This is a genomic window from Kitasatospora albolonga (genome assembly GCF_039535905.1).
Taxonomy (GTDB): Bacteria; Actinomycetota; Actinomycetes; order Streptomycetales; family Streptomycetaceae; genus Kitasatospora; species Kitasatospora albolonga.
In genome coordinates this window covers 1-25620 of sequence record NZ_BAAAYB010000046.1, presented here as the reverse complement: position 1 = coordinate 25620, position 25620 = coordinate 1, and the positions used below count along the sequence as shown (strand labels likewise).

Here is a 25620-nt window from a genome sequence, read left to right as displayed (position 1 = left end):
GGGCGTGGGGGAGAGTTCGACCAGGTCGGCGAAGCCGAGGGTGGCCCCGCGGGTGCGCCAGGTCTCCACCAGGCTCATCAGCCGGATCGAGTCCAGCCCGAGGTCCCGCAGGTCGTCCTCGTCCCCGATCGCCTCCGGCTCCTCGCCGAGCACCTCGGCGAGATCGGCCCGCAGGCTCTCCAGATCGAGTCCAGGCATCGCGCAATCCGTTCGTTGGTAGTGGTCACCCCAGGGGCGCGAGGCTCTGCTGATGTGCGGCTCCGCCGCGCGGGACGCGCAGCAGCAAGGCATGCCACGGTTGCCGGGTACGGGCGTTTCACTTGCAAGTGGCTCTCCGCACCCGGCGATCGGGCCACTTTCTTCCGCTGCGCGCCCGCGCGGCGGAGCCGCACGTCAGCAGGGCCTCGCGCGCCTGCGGGCGCAGCGCTATCCGACGCTCGTGCGGAGCCGCGCGGCGGTGCGCCGCACAGCAGCAGCGAGTCGCTGATCTCACCGGAGCGGACCGCCAGCGTCGACAGCAGCGAGGACGTGATCCCGTGGTGTGCTCCGGTGCCGCCGCTGGAGGTAGATCCCGACCTCCACGTGCTCGGCGGTGAGCACCCGGTGGTCGCGGTCGACCCGCAGGCGCCCTCCCCCGTCCACCAGGCAGTCGGCCGCCAGCTCGCCGAGCAGCTCGCGCGGGTCGACGTGGGCGTACCCGGTGGCGAGCACCACCGCGTCCAGAGTCGAGGCCGTACTCCTCGCCCGTGGCGAGGTTCCGCACCTGGGCGCGGGCCCGTCCGCCACTTCCTCGACACCGACCAGGCGGGTGGTGTTGAGCCATCCGCAGGCGCTCCTGGCCGGGCCACCTTCTCCTGGTACACCGTGCGGTACAGCTGCTCGATCAGATCGCCGTCCACCACCGAGTAGGTTGGTGTTGGCGTGCAGGTCGAGCAGCGCTGCTTCACCGACTCCGGCGCGCCGTAGTAGTGGTCCACGCCTCGGGTCGAAGATCCGGTTGGCGAAGGGGCTGTAGTCGGCCGGGCTGTAGCCGTAGCGCGAGAAGACCGCGCAGACCCTCGGCCCCGGGGAAGGCCGCGGTGGCAGGTACTCGACGGCCTCGGCGGCGGACTGACCGGGCCCCGACGACGGTGAACCTGCGGTGCTTCAGCTCCGTCAGCTCCGGTGCGCGGTGGAGCAGGTCACGCGTGTGCCAGACCCGCTCCCCCGCCGTGACGCCGGCCGGCAGGCACGGCGGAGGCCGGTCCCGACCGACAGGTTCCGCGCCCGGTGGGTACCTGCGTTCCGCCCCGCCCGCCGCGGCCTCGGTCACGACCTCCACCGCCACCGTGCGGCCCCGCCTCGACCACGCGCCGCGGACCTGGACCGCGCATGCGGCCGTAGTCCACCGGCGTCGGTGAACTCCGCGGCGCACCACTCCAGGTAGTCGTGGAACTCGAGGCGGGTCGGGTAGAAGGACTCTGGGTGATGAAGTCGGCCAGCCGGTCCCGCTCCTGGAGGTAGCAGAGGAAGCTGAACCGGCCTGCGCGGGTCCCGCATGGTGACCAGGTCCTTGAGGAAGGCGACCTGCATGGTGGCGCCCTCCCAGCAGCATGCCCCGGTGCCAGCCGAAGCGCTCCTGCCGCTCCACGAAGCGGGCGGAGAGCGCCTCCTGCGGGTTCCGCTCGTTGTGCGCATCGACGGCGATGGCCAGTCGCCAGGTTCGCGGGGCCGAAGCCGATGCCTATCAGGTACCTCGGCACCGGCGTCCTGCCCGGGCTGGTCTCGCGCAGACGCGACATCGTGTTCCTTCCGTTGGAGTCAGAGAGGAGTTGATTGATTAGGTAAGGCTTACCTAATCAACTTCTCGCATGACTAGATCGAGAGTCAAATCGGCATGTGCCCCAACTAAGGAAGGACCGTGGTCCCCGCACCCGAGCCGCCCCAGCGCCGCCAGCAGCTGTGGTGCACCCGCCCGTCCAGCACCTGGGCCGCACCCACCCCGGAGCGCACCGCCCGCAGGCAGGCCTCCATCTTGGGCAGCATCCCCCCGGCCCAGCGAGGGCAGCAGCCCTTCCAGCTGACCGGCGGTCAACTCCCCTATCACCTCGACGGATTCGGGCCAGTTGGCATACAGCCCCCGGCACGTCCGTGAGCATCACCAGCACCTCGGCGCCCAGCGCCACGGCATCGCCGAGGCGGCGGTGTCGGCGTTGACGTTGTAGACGCTGGCCGTCCGCCCCACGGGCGATCGAGGAGATCACCGGGATCCGGCCGTCGGCGATCAGCGCCCGCACCGCACCGGCCTCGACGCTCACCACGTCGCCCACCAGCCCGATGTCCACCTGCTCTCCGTCCACCTCGGCGTACCGCTTCACCGCCGTCATGGTGTGCGCGTCCTCACCCGTCAGCCCCACCGCCAGCGGCCCCGTGCCGGTTCAACAGCCCCACCAGCTCCCGCTGCACCTGGGCCGGCCAGCACCATCCGCACCACGTCCATCGTCTCCGGCGTGGTCACCCGCAGCCCCGCCGTGAAGCTCGACTCCAACCCCAGCCGGTCCAACTGAGAGCTGATCTGCGGCCCGCCCCCGTGCACCACCACCGGATGCACCCCCGCCCGGTGCAGGGCGACCACGTCCCGGGCGAAGGCCGCCTTCAACTCCTCGTCCACCATGGCGTTCCCACCGAACTTCACCACCACGATCCGGCTGGCCAACGGACTCCCCTTCGAAAAGACTTAGGTAAGGTTTACCTTACTGTCTTCTCGGGGTATCCGTCACCACCCCGACCGCCCTGACCACGCGTCAGTGCCCTTCCCCCGGGGCCGGAACGGCCGGTGCCCCGGCGGACCGCCGAAGCGGAGCGCCGGGGCACCGGGGTCGTACGTGTCGCGCGGGGCTCAGAAGTCGGCCGAGACGGTCACCCCCGCGAAGCCCTGCCGCGCCTGCAGGCTGAAGAACACGTAGCCGGCCGGCGGGTCGGTGACGGTCAGGGTCTCCGCGTTGTCCGGACCGGCCGAAGCCGTCACGTAGGCGTTGTCATAGGCCCAGCCGTAGGGGTTGTAGCGCAGGTCCCCGTTGCCGGTGCCGCCGCCGGCGGTCACCCGCAGCTGCCTGGTGCCGGCCGGGACCAGGACGAAGAAGTGCGCGTAGTTCCCGGTGGTGCCCGGACGTCGGTCCGGGCGCAGTTCGCGCCCAGCTGCCGCCGGTCGCCGCCGCACTCCGCCAGTACCGGGCCCGGTCGGCACCACGGCGCAGGCACCGGCGGCGCAGCGGTTCAGCCACTGGTCGAAGTCGGCGTCGTAGCGGGTGCCGATGGTGGTCTTCAGCAGGGTGCGGCGCGCCCTCCCAGTCACCGGCGCGGTACTTCGCCAGCACCGCGTCCGCGTCCGCCCGGCGCTGCTCCAGCATGTAACGGACCGCCAGGTAGCCCCACCGGTAGGTGCGGTCCTGGGTGGTGTTGGCGTACGTGGTGTCGAAGAGCTCGCTGAGGCGGTAGTCGTGCCGGCCGGCGGCCAGCGTGATCGCGGCCTGGTTGACCTGCTTCAGGTAGGAGGTGGCGACGTACTCGGCGAGGCCCTCGGTCCACCAGACGGTGGGGGTGACGCTGCCCTCCTCGAAGGTGCCGTACATGTCGTAGCGGGCGTCGAGGTAGTGGGTGTACTCGTGGTTGAGGTTCCACACCTCCCACTGCGGGCGCCACTCGGCCTCGTAGGCCACGAAGCGCGCGTCGTTCCCGGCCCTGGCCGGATCGCCCTCCAGGTACATCCCGCCGTTGTCGGTCTTGATCCCGTAGATCGCCGCCGCCAGGGTGGTGTACTCCCAGGAGGTGTCGAAGATCACGACCTCCATCCGGGAGTTGAGGTCGTTCGCCACCGGGCCCTTGTCCCGCGCGATGGCGTGGAAGAAGGCGTCCTGGCCCGTCAGGCTGGCGCAGGCACCGGCCAGTTGGGCGGTGGTGGCCGCCTGGGCCCGGATGGCGATGCTCGGACCACAGGCGTGGGAGACGGTCAGGTTGGCCGCCTTGAGCCGCTCGGGTTCCTCGCAGGTGCCGTAGTAGCCGCAGTTCTCCGGGTCGGAGTAGCGGATCGAGGCGACCACGGCGGCCCGCTGGTACCGGGTGTCGCCGGTGACCGAGGAGCGGTCCAGCAGCGTGCGCAGCATAGGCTGGAGCCGGGGCCGGAGGTCGGGGTGGGCGACGAAGCGGCCGAGCTCGTTGACGGCGTGCCAGAACACCCGGCGGTCGGGACCGCTGAGCAGCGCCTGGTTGCGCAGGGTGAAGCCGTACAGCGCGTCCAGCACGCCCCGGTCGGCGCGGACGGCGTCCACGAAGCCGGGCTGGGAGTGGCCGGTGTAGAGCAGGGTGAAGACCGGGTTCACCGCCCAGGCCAGGTTCTGCCGGTCCCAGGTGGCGCTGTCGTAGGCGTTCAGCAGCCGCTTGACGATCGGCAGGTAGCGGGTGCTCTCCCGCAGGCAGTCCAGCAGGACGGCGGCCCGGGTGAGCGGATCGGCGTTGGCCGAAGTGACGTCCCCCGAGCGGGGGTTGGCGAAGAAGGCGTCCACCGCCGCCCGGACGGCGGTCCGCAGGGCGGGGCTGTAGGGGCCCTGCGCGGCGGTGTTGTTGGACTGCCAGAAGTAGCCGGCCTGGAGGTAGTACATCAGCTGGACGATGCGGCCGCCGTTGTCGCCCCGGTAGGCGGTGGCGGCCTCGGCCGCCGCGTTGGCCACGGCGGTCATCTGCGGCTCGCTGAAGACCAGCCTGCCCTCGGCGGCCGGCAGCACGAACAGGCCGTTGATGCACCAGAAGTCCACCGCCTTGACCTTCTCGACCAGGGCGGCCCCGGTCCGGCCGGTGAGGTCGGAGACGGTGCAGGCGGCGGCCTCCGCGTCCGCCGCCGCGGCACCGGATCCCTTGGCGGCGGCCGGCTCCGGCCGCTGCGGGGCGAGTTGGACCGGTGCCAGGCTGTCCGGCGCCAGGGGTTCGTCCCGGGCCGCCTCGCCCTGCACGGTGGGCGGGGTGGCGGTGGCCGGGCCGGGCATGGGGGTCTCGGCCCGGCCGTCCGGTGCGACGACGGCGGACCCGGTGGGAGTGGGGGCCGCGGCCCGCCCGGTGGGAGCGGACAGGCCGACGGCCAGCAACAGGATCAGGGTGATCGTCAGGAGCCTTGCCGACTGCGGGAGTCGCCAAGGGCGTGAGGTGCTCACGTGGGGGTGCTCCGGTGTGCTGATCGGCCGCGCAGTGGGGTGCGGCCGGTGCGGGGTAGCGGACCGGCGAAGCACCGGTGGCCCGTCGGCCTCCGGCATGAACGCGGTGGGGAATGCCCCATACCATGGCACATGTCACACTCCGCCGGAACACGGATTTCGGCCACTTGTGCGCGATCCTGTTCGGATCCGGTGCTCGACGGCCCTCGCCGCTTCGGATCCCGTGCGGTTCCGTGCGTTCGACGACGGCCGGGCCCGGCCGACCGCAACGCTGACGGTCACTCACACACACCGTGCCCCGTGGCCGGATCCGCCACCCTCGCGGCGCGGGCGGGCGCGTCCTCGGCTACCTCTTGACCGCCACCAGCGCGTTCGGCAGCCGGCGCTCGTAGGGGGAGCTCCGGTCCGGGGTGCCCCAGTCGTCCATCGGGTTGTTCTGGAGGACGCCGTTCACCACCAGGCCGGTGTCACCGCCGCAGCCCATCGAGAGGGCCTGCTCGGCACCGAGCCACCGCATCAGATGGGCCGTCTCCAGGAAGGTCATGCCCACGCTGGCGCTCGGGTCGCGGCCGTCCACGGTGACCATCTGGATCTTGCCGTCGGCCGTGACGCCGACCAGGGTCCGGGGATGCCGTTCGGCCGACGCGCTGTTGGGCCTGCCGTTCGCCGCGACCAGCCCGTTGGCCCTGACGTTGAGGTAGGGCTGACCGTCCCGCAGCAGGGACGGCCCGCACCCTCCGGCGACGACCCCCAACTCGCCGCTGGTGACGGACTTCCCGGTCGGGGTGTCCAGGATGTCGGCGGACGGCTTGAGCACCGTTCCCGTCGCCTGGTACTTCATCAGCCAGTCCCTCCCGGCGCCGATGCCCTGCAGCACGAGCTTCCCGGCCGGGACCGGGACCCCGGGCTGGTGCACCCCTTGGACCACCCAGCCGGAACTGAGCAGCAGCTCGAAGGGCTCCGCCCCGAGGTCCGGCGAGACCGCCGGCACCTGGGTGCCCCACTCCGGCCTGATGACCGTGAGGTCGTCCGGGTTGGTGCAGGGGAAGTTCCGGCGCGGTGCCGCCTCCTCGGGCTTCGCGCTCTCGAAGCCGCAGCCGATGGCGTAGCCCGCGGGGCGGTTGACGCCGAAGACCCTGCGCGGGTCCGGCTGCCCGGTGACGGGGTCGGTCGCGGTCACCTTGACCGTGGTGCTGACCTCCCCGATCCGGGCGGGGACGACCGGACCGGCCTGGTTCGCCGGGTTCCTGCCGTTCAGCACCAAGGCGCTGCGGCCGTTGTTGGCCTCGCTGTCGATCCGGTTGTTCCGCACCAGGACCCCCTGGACGTCCCCGGTGTAGGTGTCCGGTGCCGGCACCCCCGGCTGGTACTTCCCCGGCACGCCCTCGGAGGCGTTGATCCCGACCACGGCGCCGCTCGCCCTGACCATGTCCCGCACCGAGTTCGGATTGGCCATCGTCCCGCCGAACGTGCTCTGGACGTCGTACTTCGCCGGATCGACGGTCACCACCCGGACCGACCACGGCCCGGTCGTCGGACGCCCGTCCAGGGCGTCGTAGAGCACCCGGGCCGTGTAGCGCACCGGCTTGCCGTCCACGACGACCGGCTGACCGTCCTTCAGGACGTACCCCAGCTTCCCCTCGTCCTGGAAGGCGGCGGCCTCGGCCTTCGACCCGAAGCTCCCGACCCGGACGGCCCAGGCCACCGGCTCCGCGGCCGCCGCGACGTCCCCGCTCCAACCACCCGCGGCCGTGGGGGCGGAGACCGGCACGGCGCGCACGAGCCCGGCCAGCGCGGGCACGTCCTGGACGAGCTTGGCCACCTGCGCGTCCGCATCCGCCTTCCGGGTCTTCAGGACCTCGGTCCCCTCCGGCTGGTAACGGACCGACAGACTCCAGTGATCGCCGGCGGCCTCCCCGAACGGCGCACCCGAGGCGAAGCCCTGACTGTACGTCCGGTAGCCGATCCCGTCCGCGATCTGCTGCGGCCCGTCCTTCGGCCACGCCACCGTCCACGTCCGCGGGTCGGCCGGATCGTACGGACCGACCGGCATCTGACCCGGCGGCGGGGAGACCGGCGGGGTCCCGACGGCGAACGAGCTCGACGGCACCACGACGGGCACCATGCCCAGCACCAGGAGCGCCGGCAGCAGGGAGCGGATCTTGCGCATCTTCACCTCGTGGTTCGTACGACAGCAGAAGGACCGGACCACTTGGTCCGCGACCGCCGATGATCTTCCCACGCGCACCCCGCGGGCCCCTACCCTCCGGAGACCGTCAGCCGCCCGCCAGGATCGAGGAGAGCTCCGAAACGTCGAAGCCTCCCCGCGCGAACTCCGCCACCAGCTCCCGCCGTTCCTCCGTCAGCCGCCGCTTCCGACAACGGGCCCGGTACGCCTTGACCAGACGCAGCTCGGTGTTCCGGGCGTGAACAGTCAGGTCGACCGGGCCGAACCGGAACCGTGCCTCCCCCGCTCGCCATCAGCTCCACCAGCTCATCCGCCGTCAGGTCGACCGCCTGCCCGGCGACATCCCGTCCCTGGTCCTCCCCTGTGGCTGAGTAGACGCAACGGCCCGCCGGATGATCCGGCGGGCCGTCGCGTCTCTCTACCGGCGGTCGTTACCGCTGTTCGTCACTGCTAATCGCCAGCGAACACGACGAACGTTCCCGGCCGATCGATGCAGTTCTCCAACAGTGTCGCAACGCTGGTCAACATCGTTGCGATCTCTGCCGGTTGCGAGCTCGTCAACCTCAGGACCTCGGCGAGGAGCTTCTCAGCTCCGGCGCTGTCGAGGTGGGTGTCCCCGTACGGGTCCACCGCTCCCAGGGCAGGGTAGTCCGCGGGGTTCAGCCCGGAGACCAAGTCCGAGAGGATCTCGTCGTCATCCCCTACGTCTCCGATCAGCGTGCGGCGGGAAGCCTCCCAGTCGCTCAGATCGGAATCCTCGGAATGCCATTCGACATCGATTCCCACGGAATACCTCCTTCGATCTCAGTACGGGTAGGCCGTGACGACCTTGCCGTTTCGGACCACCACCTTGACACGGGTCTTCGCCCGGCCCCGGTTATCGTACCCGGTCGTTCGCTTGAAGTCGTGGACATGAATGTGACCCGGCGTTCCATTCGTGTTCGGCTGGGCCTGAGCCTTCTTGATCGCAGTTTTGATCATGCGCTTGACCTTGCGCGGATCCTGGGTCTTGAACTTCGACTTGTTCGCCCAACCAGCACGTGAAACGTGGCGCGGATGAATGTGGGTGCTGTACTGATGCTCGGTCAGAACCGCAGAGTTGCAGTTGTGGACAACCGCATCGCCGCCAGGAATCTGGACCGCGTAGGTGTGCTGGTTTCCGACATTGAGGTTGAAGACCAGCTGGTCGGTGACACCACCGAGATCCTCGGTGGCCGTCACGGTGGAAATCCCACCGTCCGCCGTCAGCAGACCGTCTCCCGACCGGACATCGCCGGCCTGGACCCAGCCCCGGCCCTCGACCCAGAACGGGTGGTTGGAGGTTGCCACGACCGGCGGGGCTTCCGGGTCACCATCGGTGTCGATGGTGACCAGGTGCTTGACGCCGTAGCCGACGATGACGTCCAGAACGGGTTCGGCAGTACGGACGCCCGTCACCGGGTCCACGGCAGTGACGAAGTCACCGACCCGGAGCGCGGAGATCGACAGGTATCCACCGTCCGCCATCAGGACCTGGGTGCCCGGGGCGAAGGAGTTGGGGAACCGGCAGGCTCCCCCACTCGCCCGGGTGCTGACCCTTGCCCGCGCAGCCACCCGACCGACGCGACTGGCAGCCCTGATGGACTTGACCGCCGTGGCAGCAGCCTTGACGGCTGCCCCCGCCCCGACGACCTGGGCCGCGGCGGTCACCGCCATCTCGGCGGCCTTGGCCCAGTTGCCGGTTGCGGCGTAGGAGACGGCTGAGACCGCAGCTGCCGCTGCGCCGATGGGGCCTGGGATGTAGGAGGCGACTTCGGCGACCTTGGCGACAACGTTGAGGACCTTCTTGAAGGAGAAGCCCCAGTTGCCGTCGAGGTCGGTGCAGTTGACCGGGTCGCCGGTGCAGTAGTCGTACGGGCTGGCGTTGCCGCCCGGGACCGGGTCGATCTGGAGGAAGCGGCCGAGAGCCGGGCTGTAGAGGCGGGCACCCATGAGGATGTCGCCGTCGAGCGCCTCGGCGGAGCGCTGCTTGCCGCCAAGCCAGCCGTAGCGGACGCCGGCCTGGCCCTCCAGCGGGATGCCGAACTCGTCGAAGTCGAGGACGACGGGGGTGGTGAGGGCGGCGTCGGTGGTGAGGACCACCGAGCCGAAGAGGTTGGTGAGTTGAAGCTTGAGGTCTCCGGTCTTGGAGGTGGTGGCGACGAGGTCGGCGTCGGGCCCGGAGACGTTGCGGGTCAGGGTGCCCTGGGTGGTGTCCTCGATGGTCCAGCGGACCTCGTCGGAGTCGTCGCCGTAGTGGTTGAGCTTGGAGGTGGCGTTCGCCCAGGAGCCGTCGGCCTGCTTCTTGGCCGTGGTGAACGCGGTCAGGCGGTGGGCGGCGTCGACGGCCCACTGCTGCTTGGTGTCGCCCTTCTCCTGGGAGGCGACCTTGTCGTTGGCCCAGTAGGTGTTGGTCGAGCCGGTGCCAGTGGTGACGGTGCGACCAAAAGCGTCGTAGGTGAAGCCCGCGTCGGTCAGGCGGTCGGCGCTGTCGTAGGTGTGGGTCTCCTCCGTCGGGTTGGCCGCGCTGCAGGCGGCGGCGTTGCCGGTCTGCGAGGTGGCCTTCTTGGTCCGGTTGGAGTGGGCGTCGAAGGTGTACTGACGCGTCACGCAGCCGGTGGTGACGGAGGAGTGCTCGGCCTTGGTGAGGTGGCCGACGCGGTCGTAGGTGTAGGACTTGGTGTAGGTGGAGCTGGTGTCCTTGGCGACGGCCCCCTGGGTGGAGACGTCGACGCTCTGGGACCAGACGTCCTTGTTGTCCGAGGTGCGGGTGTAGGTGCGGCTGGTGGCCGCGCCGACCGCGTTGAAGCTGTCCTTGCGGACGATGCCGCCCGGGTAGGACTGTTCGACGAGCTGGCCGTCGGAGCCGTACTTGGCGGTGAACTCACCGGCGAGGCTGTCGCTGATGGAGGTCACCATGCCCCGGGGTTCCTTGGCCCGGTCGTAGGTGTAGGTGGTGAAGCCGGTCGGGTCGGAGACCTTGGTCGGCTTGCCGAACTTGTCGTACTCCGTGGTGGTGGTGCCACCGTCGGAGTCCGTGTAGGAGATCAGACGGCCGAGGTCGTCCATCACACGCGTGAGCGACTTGCCGCCCGCCGTGGTCTTCACCGCGTCGCCGGTCGCCGGGTCGTACTCGGTGGTGACCTTCGGCAGGGCCAGGCCCTCGTCCGAGGTGATCTCGATGGAGGTGATGCGGTCCGCGCCGTCGTAGGTGGTGACGCTCTTGCGGGACTTGCCGGCGTTGGTCTCCGTCGTCTCCTCGGCGTCGCCGAAGCGGGAGTACCGGGTAATCCGCTTGGCCGGGAGGGTGGTCGGCATCCGCGCCGAGTCCGCACCGGTGATCGCGCCACCGGGGCCGGTGACGCACGGGTTGCCCGCCCACTCCGGGCGGTTGGCACAGGCCGAGTCGTCCGGGTTGGCGCCGGCGGTGTAGAAGACCGTCTTCACCGTCGAGGCATCCGCGCCCGTGGCGCCCGGCTTGCGGGACTCCAGTGCACGGCCCGACGCGTCGTACTTGATGGTCGCGGTCAGCGGCGTCTGACTCGCCGCATCGGACGTGACCGAGGTCGGGGTCTTCAGGACCCAACCGGAGGTGCCGCCGATCGGGGTGCCGTAGCCGTTCTTGGTGACCCGCAGCTCGGCGTCGGTGGCGTAGCCGTCGATGCGGGCACCGTCGGTGGAGGTGGTGATCAGGTGGTAGGCCTGGCCGTCGGGCTTGCCCTCGTCGTAGGTGTTGGCGTTGTGGTCCCGGGCGAGCACCGAAGTGCCCACCGGGAGGGTCGGGTTGACGGTGGTCTTGGTCAGGGTGAAGGTGTCGAACCCGGCGTGGAACCGCTCGCCGGTGGAGGCGGCGTTGGTGCCGGTCACCAGCATCTTGAGCGAGTGGTCACCGCGGGTCAGGTGGATCGGCGCACCGGTGGTGAACGGCGCCACCGCCGGCGTCGCGGAGTACTCGTCGATCGGCGAGCCGAGGTTGGTGCCGTCGATCGACAGCTGCACGATGCCGTGGTCGTTGTACCGGGTGAGCTGGCCGCTGAGGACGTAGTCGCCCTCCTCGGGCACGGTCACCCGCACGGTGTCCTCGGCGCCGGCCGCGGTGCCGCGCAGGCTCAGCTGCGCACCGCCCGACCAGGTCAGGCCGCAGCAGTCGGCGTCCATCTTCAGCGGGTAGTTGGCACCCAGCTGGGGAAGGGTCTCCGCCTCCGAGGTGACGGTGACCGGGTTGGTCTGCCCCGCCATGGTCTCCGAGAGGGTCGCCCGGTACAGCGGGCCGAGCGTCTCGGCGACGTCCTGGCCGTCAGCGGTGTACGTGGTCCGCGAATCCAGCAAGCGGGCCCGGTCCGCAGAACCGGCCGGCAGTCCGAGCTCGGCCTCGAACCGCGCGGTGTCGGGGTGGATGCCGAGCGCGATGGAACGGTTGGTCGCCTCGAGGGACCTGATGACGTGTCCGAAGCGGTCGTACTCGCTGGTGTCGATGTCACCGCCCGAAGTCACCGACGGTGTCGCGGTGTTGACCTCCTGCCCGGAGGCGTTGAGGTAGTGGACGGTGGCCGCCTTGTAGCCGCCGGTGCCCGGGCTGGCGGCGGTGGCCGCATGGATTCCGGGCTCGTCCTCGGGGCCGAAGACGGCGGTGGCATCCGTCGGCGCGTCCGTCTGCGCCCAGGTGGCCACGGTCGGACCGGACAGGTCGTAGGGACCGCCGGCCGCCGGGGTCAGGGGGACCTCGTAAACGACCTTGGTGGCGATCTCACCGTTGACGGTGCTCTTGGTGCCGGGCACGAGACTCTCGCGGCGGACCTTGAGCAGACGCCCCTGATCGGTGTCGGTGGCGCTGGCACGACCGTAGTCGAAGGACCAGGGCAGCTCACCGGCCGGGGCGACCCTGGTGACCCGGCCCGACGTGTCGTAGCTGTAGGTGGTCTTGAGCGGGGTGGCCAGACGCGGGTCCCAGACCTGCGCCAGTCGACCCTGCTCGTCGTACGCGTAGTGCGCGACCTCCACTGCCTCCTGCTGGGAGGTGGCCGGGTTCCACGACCAGACCTTGACCGAGCGGACCCGGTCGACGTAGTCGCCGGGGGTGCCGGCCACGGCCGTCGTGACGGCCGGGTAGTCGTAGTCCATGACCTCGCAGCCGCGCGGCAGCGGGTTCAGCGTACAGCCGTTGAGGTCGTCGACCCCGGGCTCGACGGGAGCGATCACGCGCTTGGGCAGCGAGCGCCCGTCGGTGGTGTCGTAGGAGTACCGGGTGGTCGACGCGGCGTCGGGACCGGTCTCCGTCGTCACCTGGTAGACCTCGGAGCCCGCCTGACGGGAGAACAGCGTGTACGAGCCGTCCAGGTCGGAGAGCTTGTACGCGGTCCCGTTGGTCTGCAGGTCCCAGAGCTGCCAGGAGCCGCCCCAGCAGGTCCAGATGGTGCCGCCGAGGTTGGCGTCCAGGCACTTGCCGGACTGGCCGTTGACCAGCGACTTGTTGGCCTGCAGGCGCCACTGCTGGTTCGGGCTGCCCGAGCCGCAGGTCCAGAGCACCATCCGGGTGTTGTCGGCGGTGGCGCCCCACGGGTTGTCCAGGCAGTAGCCCAGCACCTTCAGGGACAGGTCGTCCCCGTAGGTCCACTGCTGGTTCGGCGCGCCTGTGCAGGGCGCGTACTGCGGGTTCACGCCGTTGCCCGGGGCACCGTTCGGCACCTCCAGGCACTGCCCGAAGGAGGTGACCAGCGCGCCGGAGGTGGCCGGGGTGGCGGTCAGGGTCATCGACTCCGCACCGGGCTCGGGAAAGAAGGTCCCGTCGGTGCCCTTGGCGAAGGTGGTGACCGAGTCGTCGGTGTGCTTGATCTCCACCAGGTCGGACTCCGGGAAGGAGAGCGACCGGAACTCGGACCCGGTGCCCGCGTCGGGGCCTCCGGACCACTGCGGGCCGAACGGGGCGACGATCTCCTTCAGCGAGATGTCGTCGAAGAAGACCTCCTTCCCGCTGCCGCCCATGTTGCCGTTGTAGAGCCGGAACCACGCCTCGGTGGCGTCCTTGGGCACCACCATGTCCAGCGTCAGCTGCTGCCAGCCGTCGGTGAACGAGGCCTTCGGCGACGCCGTCTCGCCGTACGTGCCACCGCTCTTGTAGACACCGACGATCCGCAGGCCGCGGTGCGGAAGCGCACTGGTGTCCAGACCCGTCGCCGACGGGACGTAGATCCAGGTGCTCAACCGGTACGTCTTGCCGGGCTTCATGCCCTGGCCGAGCGTGTACTCCGGGCCCACGGCCGCGAACGAGTCCCAACCACTCGAAGCCGGGACGACCCGCAGCGAGTCGGTGGAACTGTCGTGACCGCGTGCCGTCGAGCGCTCGATGGTCGCCTGACCGGCCGTGAAGCCGGTGGTGTCGGTGGAGACCTGACGCTGATTGGCCGTCAGGCGCTCGCCCCTGGGCCTGCCAGCCGCGGCCGAGACCGCGCGAGGAGAAGGTCCGCTTGACCGACATGCCGAACTCGTCGGCGTCCGTGACGTCGGTGGAGTAGTCACCGGTGAGCAGGTTGACCGAGCCCGGGCCCACTGCGGTGCCGGCCGCGCCGTCCGCGTTCTGGTCCACCGTCATGGTGTTCCAGCCGGTGGCCACACCGGCGCCGGAGCCGTCCTCGGGGAACATCAGGGCGCGGACCTGGACGACGCCGCCGACGTCGCCGAGGGTGTCGACCACCGTCCAGTTGGCGTGCGTCCCGAGGTCCGCCAGGCGCGGCTTCGGGTCGGTGACCGGGGTGTTGTCCGCCTTGGTGAGGTTGGTCAGCGGCACGTTGTACTCGGTGGCGCCCGGACCGCGGCGGTACTGGTAGACCACCCGCTTGAGGTCGGCCTGCGCGTCCACCGAGAGCTTTACGCGCTTGGCGGACTGACTGCCGTCCACCGGCGAGGTCAGACCCGCCCGGCCCACCTGGAAGGCGAAGCTGGTCGCGTCCGAGAGGTTCCCCGCCCGGTCCTTGGCCTGCACCTTGAGGGTGTGCTTGCCGTCGGTGGCCGGGGTGATGGAGGTGGTGATCGTCTGGGTGGCGGCGACCGTCACCGGTGCCGCGCCGTCCAGGGTGTAGACGAACCCGATCAGGTCGGTCTGGCCGGCCACCGGCGTGAAGGTGAACTGGCCCGCCTGTCCGGCCCCACCGTGCCACAGGCCGTCGGCCGGGTAGGTCGGCGAAGTGACGAACGGCGCACCGGGCTTGACGGTGTCCACCAGGAAGGAGGTGCCGACCCAGCCGGACTGGGAGTTGGCGTCGGAGACGCGGCCCCAGATCGAGTAGGTGGTGTCCTCGTCGAGCTTGGCCACACCGAGGTCGGCCGGCGTCACCTGGAGGTAGGTGCCCGCGGGCACGGTCCGGTAGATGCCGTTGACGAAGGTGGAGCCCTTCCAGAGGTCGACGTTGACGCCGACGTTGCCGCCGTCCGCGTCGGCCGCCAGCACCTGGAAGCGCGGGGTGGCCGAGCTGGTGTAGGCCGGGTTGCCCGGCACCGACGGCAGCACGTCCATCGAACTCGGCGTCGGCGGGACGGAGTTGTACGTCACCGACAGGAAGGGCGGTGCGGCGCCCTCCGAGGAGTAGAAGCGCTTCCAGCTGAGCGAGTCCGACTCGTTGTCGGCCTTCAGGCCCAGGGCGTTGTAGTCGTTGGAGTTCGCCGCCCAGGCGGCGGCCAGGTTCTTGACGTCCGCCTTGACCCAGCCGCTGCCGTCGCTGTTGGCGCACTGGTACGCGTCACCGCTGTCGGTGTCACGGGTGTCGAAGGACCACGCGTACTCCTGGCCCCAGGCGGGCTGCGCGGTCCACCGGGTGCCGGTGGAGGCGTAGTTGGTGTTCCAGACCTCCCACTCCTTCGCCGTGCAGGAGGAGGAGTGGTAGTTGTACAGGTTCAGCGTGGCGCCGAGGATCTGCTTGCCGCGGAACCCGTACGTCGGGAAGTGCAGGAACGAGCGGGCCACCGTCGTGCCGCCGTCGTACGTGCCGACCTTGAGGTCGGTCGAGGACGACTGGTCGCTGGTGGTGCCCTTCTGCACGAAGGTGTCGAAGTTGGTGCCCAGGTCCACCGTCGGGTCGATGGTGACCGGGTACACGGTCTTCGGGTCCGCGAGGAACGCGGCGTCGGCGGTGAACACCAGCTCGGCGTCCGCACCTTGACCGCGCAGCTCCATCGAGACCGCGCCGCGGTTCAGGTGCTCGCCGGACTTCTCGTCCACGGCGGCGTCCCACATCACGGGGGCCGGCACCTTGACGGTGGGCTTGTGGCCGACGTGGTCCACCAGGTGGATCGCGCCGTCGTCCTGCTTCTCGACCGAGTAACCGGTGGTGTCCAGCGGGAGGTTGAGCGTCCCGGCCTGGGAGACCGCGCTGCGGTCCTTCACCACCAGGAACTGCTCGAAGCCGGTCCGGGTGGCCTCCAGCACCAGGTCGACGCCCGGGCGGGCGTTGACGTAGGTGGCCTTGTTACCGGACAGCTTGGGCTTGGGCAGCTTGCCCAGCCAACCGAGCTCGACCTGGGCCTCGCCGTTGCCGACCTTCACGAGCTCGCGCTCGGCGGGGGCGGCCGGGGTCTTCGGGTCGGCGGCGGGCGCGGCGGCGCGCAGCGCCGAACGGGCGGCGTGCTGCTGGGCCGAGGCCGTCTCGCTGGGCGTCGCCGTCGCGCTGGGCGCCGCCGCGGCGGAGGGCACCGCGAACGCTGACGGAACGTCGGCCGGCGCGGACGGGGTGGTGCCCGGCAGGGCGTCACCGACCTGGACGGCCGCGTCACCGCCGGAGAACTTCAGGCCCTCCGGGTGCGCCTTCGGCGCGACCGAGCCGTCCGCCGTCTCGACCAGGGTGGTGTCCACCGGGACCCACGCCTCGCCGACCTTCATGCGGACGGGGCCGCCGGCGACTTCCTGGGTGAGCGTGCCCTCGGGGTTGGCCCACAGCGTGGTGTTGGCGGTCCGGGCCCCGGTCACCTCGATCCGGCGCTTGTTGAGCCGGGCGGCGAGCAGCGCCGATGCCTCGTCAGGCGCCTCGTTGACGGGCGAGGCCACCGGCGGCTTGGTGTCGGCGACGGCGACGGCGGGACTCAGCGCGCCCAGGGCGACACCGGTCTCCACCACCAGCCCGAGTGCGGCGAGCACGGCTATTCGCCGCACCCTGCGCACAGAGAAGGCTCCGCCCGCGTATGCGTGCGAAGCCTGGGAGTTGCGTATCAAAACTACTCCCCAAGATCAGATAAAGGATACATAAGCCCATGGCATGGGCGGGGCCAACCTCTCATGCGGAGGAGGCGTCCAATCTTCTGGGGGATGTCCAGCAACCGACCGTCAATGATGAAAAATCGGCCACAATCGGTCATCTGACGCCAAGTCAACTCACGACCTCCTCACTTACTTCACAACGTGCTCTTTCCAACAGGTCATGACCGTGGTCGCCGCCATGACCGAAAGGTCGGCCCTCCCGCGCGCCGGAAACCCGAAAGGATCCGGCAGCCCGCTCACGTCCACGACCAGCACCATCCCGTCCTTTCGGACCACCGTCGACCCGTCGGCCCGCACGAAGGCCGCCTCCCCCAGCCCGGTCAGCTCCCGCACCACTCCCCCGGAGGCCCGCAGCCCCTCGAAGTCCGCACCCGCGTCCGCCCCCGACTCCCGGACGGTGAGCACCAACTCCCCTTCTCCGTAGACGTACGGGCACCTGTACACACGGCCGTCCCAGCTCCCGGCCGGTGTCGTGACCGGTTCGCTCCCGAGTGCACCGGCCAACTGCCGCAGCACGAAACCCCCGCAGACCATCCGTGACGCCTCCGAGGGCCCGGACACCGAAGCACTGGCCGGTGCCCCGACGTGGTGGTGGTGCTCCTCCGCCGGAGCACCACCACCGCACCCCGCCGACACCAGCAGGAGGGCGAGGACGGCGAGCGGCGGTCGGATGCGGCGTTGGCAGGTCATGGCCCCTCCTGGGGATGTGAACGGCCCCGTGGCCCGCCCGCCCACCCCGTAGGAGGTGGAGGGCGGGCGGCCCACGGAGCCTGACGGTGGGTCGGCCGGGCCGACTACGGCAGGCGGTACTGCGCGTTCAGCGCGGCACCCTTCTGCGGCTGGTTCTGGTCGTAGCCGCGCGGGTCGCACTGGAGGCCGCCCACGATGCAGTGGTTCACCAGGGCCGCCAGGGTCGGCGGGTCCCAGGCGTTGAAGAAGTCGTAGTGGAAGGTGAAGCCCCGTCCGCTGGAGAGGTGGAGCTGCGCCAGGTGGTTGAGGTCGGCCGGGAAGCCGACCTTGAACTCGATCATCGGCACCGCCACCGGGTGGGTGGACGGGCAGACGCCGTTGATCGGGTAGGCCATGTGGCTCTTGTGGTCGGGGGTGTCCAGGTGGATGCCGTTCCAGCAGCTCGGCGCCTGGTAGCGGATCGCCACGTCACCGCCGCCGGGGCAGGCCGTCGGCAGGTCGACGCTGTGGTAGCCGTCGCCGCACTCCCAACCGGCCACGTAGCCGGGGCTGGTGGCGAACTCGGTGGCGCTGGCCGTCGGGCTGCCGACCACGAACCGCAGGCCCGGCGGGAACGGCCGCACGCTGGTGTAGTCGGTGACCGCGCCCTTGTAGTAGATGGTCTGGAGGTTGTTCGGCATCACCGGGGTGTTGCCGTCCAGCACGGCCGGCATCCAGTACCCGGACTTGTCGCCGGGTGCCAGGCAGGTGGTGGTGCCGGACTGCAGCGAGGCGAGCGTGGAGCCCGCGGTCACGGTCGGGTTGCCGAGGAAGGTGTGCAGGTGGGAGGCGCCGGCCTTGCCCGGATAGACGATCGGGTCGTCCGGCAGGTTGTGGGTGGCGGTGCAGTTGGCCTGGAACTCGTGGAAGTACGCGTGCGGCGGCTGGTAGGTGGAGGGCACCACCCCGGTCACCGGCGGGTCGGCGTACACGTACCCCGTGGTCGGGGTGGTGACCTGCCCGTAGACCTTGAACTCGAACAGCGAGTACCCGTAGCCGTTCGCCCGCTGGATGGCGGTCAGCCGGACGTACCGGCCGGTGCCGGAGACCGGCAGGCTCTGGGTGCCGCCGGTGGCGGCGGCGTTCTCGTAGACCGTGCTCCAGCTGACCGTGTCCGGCGAGGTCTGGATCCGGAACGCCTTGGCGTACGCGGCCTCCCACTGGAGCTCGACCTTGCTGACCGTCGCCGGGCCGCCGAGGTCGATCTGGATCCACTGCGGGTCGCTCCACGCACTGGCCCACCGGGTGGCGGGGTCGTTGTCGACCACCGCCCCCGCCGGGAAGTTGGCGCTCTCGATCGAGGACGCCGTCACCGGCTTGGAGAGCGAGATCAGCGGGTCGGCGGCCGCGGCCGCGTGCCAGGTCGCGCCGGTCAGACCGGCGAAGGCGAGCGCGGCGGTGAACGCGGCGGCCAGCGCCGCGCGCGGGGCACCGCGCGAGAGGAATCGGGGTCGCATCGGACCTCCAGGTCGGGTGGATGGGTGGGGCCCCGGACCGGGCGGGGTGGGGCAGGCCCGGGCCGGGGGGAATGTGGGGGGCGCGCTCCCGCTGTTCGACCGCCCGTCGGGCGCGGAAGCCGGCCCGGGCTGACCGGCCGTCAGGAACGGAGGGACGCAGCCCCGTGACCGGCCTGACAGCCGCCGGGCCGGCCGTCAGACCGCCGAGCCGCCGAGCCGTCAGGCGTAGACGCCGAACTCGTGCAACGAGTAGCCGTAGGCGGTGCCGCGCTGGGTCATCAGCACCCGCACGTACCGCCCGCTGCCGGAGACGTCCAGGTCCTCCAGCCCGCCGGTGCCCGTCGTGGTCGCGTACCCGGTGGTCCACTGCGTCCCGTCGGAGGAGAACTGCACCTGGTACGCCTTGGCGTACGCGGACTCCCAACCGAGCCGGACGTGCCGCACGGTGGCCACCCGGCCGAGGTCCACCTGGAGCCACTGCGGGTCGCTCCACTCGCTGGCCCACCGGGTCGACCAGTTCCCGTCGGTGGCGTTGGCCGGCGGGTAGGGCGCGCCGTTGCCGTTGGCCTGGTAGGAGGAGGCGGTGGCCGGGCGGCCGGTGGAGAGGTCGGTGCCCGGCGCGGAGCCGGGCACCACCCGGACGGTGCGGGTCTCGATGCCGACGTTGCCGTGGCCGTCGTGGGCCTGGAGGTAGACCTTCCAGACCCCGAGCGTCCGGGGAGCCGTGACGGTGAAGGTGCCGTCGCCGCCCTCGGTCCACTCAGCCTGCCGGAGCCCGCCGCCACCGTCCAAGGTGCGGGTCCCGTACAGGACTTGGTAGCGGATCAGATCGGCGTCCGGGTCGGTCACGGTGGCGCGCAGGGTGAGCTTCCCGCCCGCCGCCACCGTGGCGTCGGCCGTCAGGGCGGAGATCACCGGCGGGGTGTTCCCCTGCGCCGCCGATCCGCCGTACGCCGCCGCGAGGGCGTGGAAGCCGAGCCGCTTCCACCGGTTCGGCGTCAGGTTGTACCAGACGCCCGCGAAGTCGTACTCCTGGCCGTAGTTGAACATCGTGGCGCCGAGCGCGACGCCGGGGTGGCCGGTGATGCAGCCCCAGGCCCGGGTGTAGCCGTCGCGCTTCTCCACGTCGGTCGGCTCGGTCGGGGCGCCGTTGGCGTCGTTCGGCACCTCCCACTCGCCGCGCGGGCCGGTCTCGGTGACGATGTAGGGCTTGGCGTACCCGCCGTTCAGCCAGTCCTGCCGGACGTTGCAGACCGAGCCGTAGGCGTTCACGGCCAGCAGGTCCAGGCTGGGTGTGTGGTCCCGGTAGTAGGCCCAGGCACCGGTGTAGGCGTCGGTGGAGGTGACCGGGTGGTCGGGGTCCACCGCGTGGACGGCGCGGGCGAGTTGCTCGACGAACTGCGCGTAGGCGACCCGCTGCTGCTCGACCGTGGTGCCGTTGTAGGTGTGGTCCTGCGCGGTGAGGATCACCTCGTTGCCCAGGTCCCACATCAGGACGCCGGGGTGGTCCTTGTAGGTGGTGACCCACTGGCGGACGGAGTCCAGGGTGGCGTTCTTGTACGCCGTGTCGTTCACGTAGTCCGCCCCCTGGTTGAGCCAGAAGCCGGCCACCACCTTGAGGCCGTGCGCGGCGGCCGCGTCCAGCAGCGGGCGGCTGCCCGCGTCGGTGCCCCAGGTGCGCACCGTGTTGACCCCGGCCGCCTTGAGCTCGCGCACGTACGCGACGGCGTCGGCGGCCGCCGGGCCCCAGGTCACGCCCTTCACCTGGTACGGCGCACCGTTCACCGAGAGGCCCCAACTACCCTGCGATCCGGTCACCTTGACGACCGAGCGGCCGCTCGGCACCGCCGGGTCGGTCATCGGCGCCGGGGCCGGGCCCTCGGCCTTGCGGACCGTGACGGAGTCCACGGCCAGCGTCCCGCCGGGGGTCGTGGCGGCCGTCGGCGTGCTGCAGCCGCAGACCGCGTCCGGGTAGCCGCCGCCGATGCCGAGGTTGAGCACCAGGTAGAAGCCACGGTGGACGGCCCGGTCCCAGGCCGCGACGCCGACCTGCGACTCGTTCACCTGCCAGACCTGACGGCCGTCCAGGTACCACCGCACCTGCTCGTCGGCGGTCGAGCGGTCCAGGACGACGGAGTACTCGTGCACGGCACTCCGGCAGCCCGGGCAGCTCGCCAGGCCGCTGGTCAGCCCGTTCGGCTCGTTGCAGACCCCGCCCGGGGTGCTGCCGCAGTGCAGGGTGGCGCCGAGCCGGTCGTGGCCGTTCACCGCCTCCAGCAGGTCCAACTCCCCTGCTCCCGGCCAGGTGTTGAGCCCGTCGCGGTTCCCCGCGCCCATCACCCGGACCGACGGCCAGTAGCCGGTGGCGTCGGCGGCGTCGGGCTGACGGGCGTTCACGGTGATCATCAGCTTGCCGCCCGCCGGGGCCGCGAAGTCGGAGCGGCGGCTCTCCACCCGCCCCGAGGTCCAGGCCCCGGCACCGTCCCGGCGCGCCGTCAGGGCCAGCCGTCCGGCACCGTCGAGCCCGACGTTGGCGGCGGCGTCGGTGGCGGTCTGCACCTCGCCGGTGCCCCAGCCGGCCGGACCACCGGGGTAGGACCGGCCGGTCTGCACGGTCCAGTCGGCGGCGGCCGGCCGGGTACCGGCGGCGCCGTCGAAGGTGTCGGCGAAGACCGTGCTCCAGCCGGGCTCCTGGGTGGGTGTCGACGTGGGGGTCGGCGTGGGGGTCGGGCTGGGGGTCGGGCTGGGCGTGGGCGTTCCGCCGTCGCTTCCGTAGACCTGGAACTCCCAGAGGGAGTACCCGTACTGGGTCGCCCGCTGGGTCCCGTACAGGCGCACGTAGCGGCCCTGACCCGAGACCGCGAGCGTCTCGACACCTCCCGGTCCGGTAGTGGTCGAGTAGGCCGTCGTCCAGGAGGTGGCGTCCGCCGAGAGCTCGATCCGGTACGCCTTCGCGTACGCGGTCTCCCAGCGGATGACCACCTGACCGACGGTCCGGACCGCGCCCAGGTCGACCTGGAGCCACTGCGGATCGGCGGCCGCGCTGGACCACCGGGTGCCGGCGTCGCCGTCCACCGCGTTGCCGGGGACGGTGCCGTAGTGCTCGGTACTGGAGGCCGTCACCGGCCGGCCCTGCGAGAGCAGGACCGGCGCGGCCTGGGCGCGGGCGGACGGGAGGAACAGCAGCGCGGCCGCGGTCAGCGTGACCGCCAGCAGCAGGGCCAGGGCGGGTGGGCGCACTGGTGATGCGGGCATGGGAACTCTCCGGCGTCGGGGTGGGGTGACCGGAACATGAACGGGAGAGCGCTCTCCCATTGCTCAGAGCGTGCTGTGCCCCCGACTCGCTGTCAAGAGTCGTACGAATAAAGGCAGATGGAGGCGCCCGTGCCGACACCTCCCGAAGACGGTGGCCGTCAGCGGTAGTCCGGACACCCCTCGACGTCGCCCTCGGAAACCCCGCGCCACACTCCCTGGTACCGCCTGCCGCTCAGCCGGTCCGCCTCCCCGAGGGCCTGGACCAGCTGATCCGTGGTCAGGTGGGTGGCGGCCACGAACACCCGGCCCAGGTGACGGCAGAGGATCACCGGCCTGAGGCGCTCCTCGAACGGGTCCCCCGCGACCGCGAAGAGGTCCCGCAGCGTCCATCCCAACACCCCGGCCACCGCGCACAGTTGGTACTCGTGGTGAGGCTTCATGCCCTCGTCCTCGTAGTTCCGCACCATCTGGACCAGGGTGCTCCGGGACAGCCCGACGAACGGCAGCGAGCGGATCCCGAAGCCACGGTTGCGCATCAGCCCGGCGAACACCGTGGCGAACCCCGGGCCGTACGGCCGGTCGTGCCCGATGCCCGACTGCGTGAACGGCCCCGGCGCCGCCAGCCTCGGCAGCCCGCGCACGAACTCCTCCAGCTCCGCGAGCGCCCCGTGGTCGCAGAGGCTGGCACGGTACCCGAACTCCCTCGCCACCTCGGCGTCACGCTCCGGCGGCAGCAGCCCGTCCGGCACCTGACGGCCCGCCAGCACGTACAGGTCGGCGAGCGGCAGCTCCAGCTCGGTGGCCTTCCGGGCGAGCTCCTCCGGCGTCAGCCGGGAGCCGTTCGCGGCGATGCCGCGCAGCGCGGTGGTCCTCTCCATACCGGGACGGTACCGGACCGGCACGGCGAGGCCCCGGCCGGATGGGGGTCCGGCCGGGGCACAGGCCCTGCGGGGCAGGTCAGTTGACGGTGACCACCGGGCTGCCGGCCTGGCTGCTGTCGGCGACCGGACCGTAGGACGCGGAGAAGTAGCCCTCCCCGGGGCAGAGGCCCGAGCCGCCGCTCTTGACGAAGTACTCGTTGCGGAAGGAGAGGCTGTGGGCCGTGTTGTCGGCACTGCCGGTGAAGGCGCCGCTCAGCTGGTACGTGCAGGTCAGCGTCCCGAACCAGGAGTTGAGCACGGCCGTCGCCTGGATCGGACCGGCCGAGCCGCCTGCCATCGTGACCGGGAGGCCGGCCGCGTCGCTGACCGAGACGGTGTAGGGCAGGTTCCCCGACCGTCAGGCTCTTGACGGAGGTGACGCCGGGTGACGTTCGCCGTACAGGAAACTGAAGGTCTGTCCGGTCAGCGCGGCGGTCGCAACGCCGGGGGCGGCGGCGGGTTTGGGTAGGTGACCTTGGAGGTGTACTGCGACACGGCGCAGGTGACGCCGGTCCCGCCGGCGGCGGTGGAGTAGAAGGTGGCCTTGCTGCCGGAGACCAGCGGAGCGGCCAGGACGTCACCGACCGCCACGGCCGGTCCGGCGGCGCCGCCGGCGGTGAGGACGGCGGCGGCCACCGGCGGGACGGGCGAGGCGGCCGAGGCGGGGAGGGCGCCGACGGCGAGGGTGGCGGCCGCGGCGCGCGAGGGCCAGGTGGGTGCGAGCGCGCATGGGAGAGCCTCTTCCTCTGTAGGGGCGAGAAGGTGAACTTCCACGGCCGCCCGGAAGACTTGGGGCCCTCCGGACGGCGTCCCTACGTTGTAGGCCCGTGTCGGTGCGCGGTCAACCCTTGCTGACGAACTGTCAGCTACGCCCCCCCGATCCGGCAGATCCAGTGACTGCCTCCCGCGGAGTAACGACGCTGCTCCCCCGACGGTTGCCGTCACCACCACGTCTCCCCGCTCGTAGTCGATGCTCTCGCCCGCCCGGACGAACACGGGCTGCTCCAGGCCGACGTGGAAATCGGAGTGGAGATCGAATCCGGAGATCATCACCATCCGGGACACCGGGACGTTCCGCTCGAAGGAGAAGGTCATGCCCCGACCCTCCCGCACCACCCGCCCCGCCGTCGAACGATTTCGCGGCCTACGTCGAGTCGCCCGGGTGGACGTCGGAGATGGTCTTGCGGGTGGTGTCGAGCTTCTTCAGGACGTGGGCGACGTGCTGTTCGACGGTGCGCGGGGAGAGGAAGAGCGCCTGGGCGATCCGCCTGGTTGGTGGCGCCCTCGACCAGGAGGTCGGCGACCTGGCGTTCGCGGGGCGAGAGGCGGGAGCCGTAGCCCTGGCGGCCGCGGGCGGCGGGGCGGGTGAGGCCGAGCTCGCGGAGCAGGGGGCCACAGCGGGCGGGTGTCGGCGGTGGCGCCGAGGCGGGTGAAGGAGTCGACGGCGTCGGTGAGATGTGCGGCCGCCCGGTCCGTTCGGTGGCCGCCAGGGCGCGGGCCAGCAGTTCGGCGGCCCTGGCGGCCTCGTAGGGGCGGCCGACGGCCCGCCAGATGTCCCGGGCGGTGGTGAGGTGCTCGACGGCCAGGGCGGTTGGGCCTGCGCCTGGATCAGGCCGTGGGCCAGGTGCAGCTCGGCCCGCGCCCCTGGTCCGTCCCGGCCTCGCAGGCCCTCCCCCGCCTGCTCCACCAAGGCTGTCGCGGCCGCCTCCTGCCCGCAGGCGAGGCCCGCGGCCACCGCCACCGGCAGCAGGCCGGTGGCCCGCGCCCACGCCACCCGCCCGGGCCAGCAGCCGCACCGCCGGGGTGACGGTGGCCCAGGCGTCCTCCGGAGCGCCCTCGGCCAGCCGGACGGCGGCCAGGCCGACCGCGGCACGGGACGGCGGAGGTCACCTGGGACTCCCGTTCGCCGTACTCGGCGGCGGCCCGGTAGTGTCGCAGGGCCTCGGCGGTGCGGCCCCCGGCCGTGGCCAGCCGGCCCAGGGTGAGGCTCTGCTCCGTCCCGGCCATCGCCATGCTCCGGGTACTGGTCGGCCAGTTCGGCGAAGCCCCGTTCGATCCCCTCCCACCGCGGCCACCCCGTCCAGCCGCAGCAGGGCGATCCGCTGTAGCACTCCAGGTAGGGGATGTCCGCCCGGCGGGCCAACTCCCGGCTCTCGGCCAGGAGTTCGGCTGCCCGCTGGTCGTGTCCCAGTTCGATGGCGAGCTCGCCGACGTTGTAAACCGCCCGGGTGGTCTGGCGCAGCAGGTCGGTGTCCTCCGACTCGCCGCGGCAGGCGGTCGAGTTCGGCCCAGACCGCCGGGTCGCCGTCCCGGGCCAGCAGGGTCAGCCGGGTGGCCCGGGCTGCGCCCGCACGCCTGGTCGGGGCTCGCGGCGAGGGTCTGCTCGGCGCGTTCCAGCCAGGCCCGGGAGTGGGCCGCCGCCTCGTCCCGTTCGTTCATTCGCCATCGCGATCATCGCCCGGGCGGCCTTCTCCGGCTTGGACTCCAACTCGCCGATGGAGCGGGCGATCTCCTCGTAACCGAGCGGTCGCCACCGTGGTTGACCATCAGCAGGCCGAGGTCCATCCGGATCTCGCCGCAGGTGGGCGGTGGGCAGCCGGGTGGTCGGCCAGGATGGAGCGCAGCA

At 71.3% G+C, this 25620-nt stretch carries 15 protein-coding genes and 4 pseudogenes; all 19 read right to left on the bottom strand.

Annotated features, from left to right (window positions below):
- On the bottom strand, window positions 1–198 hold a 198-nt coding region (locus ABD946_RS11750; RefSeq protein ID WP_345282698.1), incomplete at its 3' end, for a phosphopantetheine-binding protein.
- 291 nt (window positions 199–489) lie between these two features.
- Window positions 490–714, bottom strand: coding sequence for a hypothetical protein (locus ABD946_RS11745; protein ID WP_345282696.1), 225 nt, complete (start codon window positions 712–714; stop codon window positions 490–492).
- A 324-nt stretch (window positions 715–1038) separates the two neighbouring features.
- Window positions 1039–1086, bottom strand: a pseudogene (locus tag ABD946_RS11740) (hypothetical protein); the annotation flags it as partial.
- A 222-nt stretch (window positions 1087–1308) separates the two neighbouring features.
- Window positions 1309–1539, bottom strand: a complete 231-nt coding sequence (locus tag ABD946_RS42620; protein WP_425558589.1) for a hypothetical protein — start codon at window positions 1537–1539, stop codon at window positions 1309–1311.
- Window positions 1540–1642: 103 nt separating this feature from the next.
- Window positions 1643–1687: pseudogene (locus tag ABD946_RS11735) on the bottom strand (hypothetical protein); the annotation flags it as partial.
- Between the two features lie 200 nt (window positions 1688–1887).
- Window positions 1888–2653, bottom strand: a pseudogene (gene argB, locus ABD946_RS11730) (acetylglutamate kinase).
- A 225-nt stretch (window positions 2654–2878) separates the two neighbouring features.
- A complete protein-coding gene (locus tag ABD946_RS11725) occupies window positions 2879–3082 on the bottom strand; it encodes a hypothetical protein (RefSeq protein WP_345282694.1) in 204 nt (67 codons plus the stop codon).
- Complete coding sequence (locus ABD946_RS11720) at window positions 3018–5183, bottom strand: collagenase (protein ID WP_345282692.1); 2166 nt, start codon at window positions 5181–5183, stop codon at window positions 3018–3020. The genes ABD946_RS11725 and ABD946_RS11720 overlap by 65 nt, the downstream gene beginning before the upstream one ends.
- A 346-nt stretch (window positions 5184–5529) precedes the next feature.
- Complete coding sequence (locus ABD946_RS11715; protein WP_345282700.1) at window positions 5530–7353, bottom strand: phosphodiester glycosidase family protein; 1824 nt, start codon at window positions 7351–7353, stop codon at window positions 5530–5532.
- A gap of 468 nt (window positions 7354–7821) precedes the next feature.
- Window positions 7822–8157, bottom strand: a complete 336-nt coding sequence (locus ABD946_RS11710; protein WP_345282690.1) for a hypothetical protein — start codon at window positions 8155–8157, stop codon at window positions 7822–7824.
- Between the two features lie 18 nt (window positions 8158–8175).
- Window positions 8176–13227: a ricin-type beta-trefoil lectin domain protein gene (locus tag ABD946_RS11705; RefSeq protein ID WP_345282688.1), complete on the bottom strand. Its 5052-nt coding sequence runs from the start codon at window positions 13225–13227 to the stop codon at window positions 8176–8178.
- 1714 nt (window positions 13228–14941) lie between these two features.
- Window positions 14942–15556 (bottom strand): annotated as a pseudogene (locus ABD946_RS11700) (DNRLRE domain-containing protein); the annotation flags it as partial.
- A 1206-nt stretch (window positions 15557–16762) separates the two neighbouring features.
- The gene (locus ABD946_RS11695) at window positions 16763–17041 is read right to left on the bottom strand and encodes a hypothetical protein (RefSeq protein WP_345282686.1); all 279 of its coding nucleotides are present in this window, start codon (window positions 17039–17041) and stop codon (window positions 16763–16765) included.
- Window positions 17042–17427: 386 nt separating this feature from the next.
- The gene (locus ABD946_RS42615; protein ID WP_380149769.1) at window positions 17428–18819 is read right to left on the bottom strand and encodes a DUF1996 domain-containing protein; all 1392 of its coding nucleotides are present in this window, start codon (window positions 18817–18819) and stop codon (window positions 17428–17430) included.
- 219 nt (window positions 18820–19038) lie between these two features.
- Window positions 19039–22074, bottom strand: coding sequence for a discoidin domain-containing protein (locus ABD946_RS11680; protein WP_345282685.1), 3036 nt, complete (start codon window positions 22072–22074; stop codon window positions 19039–19041).
- A 158-nt stretch (window positions 22075–22232) separates the two neighbouring features.
- Entirely contained in the window at window positions 22233–22952 is a 720-nt protein-coding gene (locus tag ABD946_RS11675) for a hypothetical protein (RefSeq protein WP_345282683.1), read from the bottom strand.
- A 79-nt stretch (window positions 22953–23031) separates the two neighbouring features.
- A complete protein-coding gene (locus ABD946_RS11670; RefSeq protein WP_345282681.1) occupies window positions 23032–23292 on the bottom strand; it encodes a hypothetical protein in 261 nt (86 codons plus the stop codon).
- A gap of 125 nt (window positions 23293–23417) precedes the next feature.
- Window positions 23418–23768 carry a hypothetical protein gene (locus ABD946_RS11665; RefSeq protein WP_345282679.1) on the bottom strand — a complete coding sequence of 117 codons (351 nt, stop codon included), beginning with the start codon at window positions 23766–23768 and terminating at the stop codon, window positions 23418–23420.
- A 370-nt stretch (window positions 23769–24138) separates the two neighbouring features.
- A complete protein-coding gene (locus tag ABD946_RS11660; protein ID WP_345282677.1) occupies window positions 24139–24390 on the bottom strand; it encodes a LuxR C-terminal-related transcriptional regulator in 252 nt (83 codons plus the stop codon).
- Window positions 24391–25620: the final 1230 nt, after the last annotated feature.

What these genes read in the sequence shown, in the direction of transcription:
- ABD946_RS42620 (WP_425558589.1), bottom strand. Translation starts at nt 1,539, where the DNA reads ATGCGGGACCCGCGCAGGCCGGTTCAGCTTCCTCTGCTACCTCCAGGA.
- ABD946_RS11715 (WP_345282700.1), bottom strand. Translation starts at nt 7,353, where the DNA reads ATGCGCAAGATCCGCTCCCTGCTGCCGGCGCTCCTGGTGCTGGGCATG.
- ABD946_RS42615 (WP_380149769.1), bottom strand. Translation starts at nt 18,819, where the DNA reads ATGCGACCCCGATTCCTCTCGCGCGGTGCCCCGCGCGCGGCGCTGGCC.
- ABD946_RS11680 (WP_345282685.1), bottom strand. Translation starts at nt 22,074, where the DNA reads ATGCCCGCATCACCAGTGCGCCCACCCGCCCTGGCCCTGCTGCTGGCG.
- ABD946_RS11675 (WP_345282683.1), bottom strand. Translation starts at nt 22,952, where the DNA reads ATGGAGAGGACCACCGCGCTGCGCGGCATCGCCGCGAACGGCTCCCGG.
- ABD946_RS11670 (WP_345282681.1), bottom strand. Translation starts at nt 23,292, where the DNA reads ATGGCAGGCGGCTCGGCCGGTCCGATCCAGGCGACGGCCGTGCTCAAC.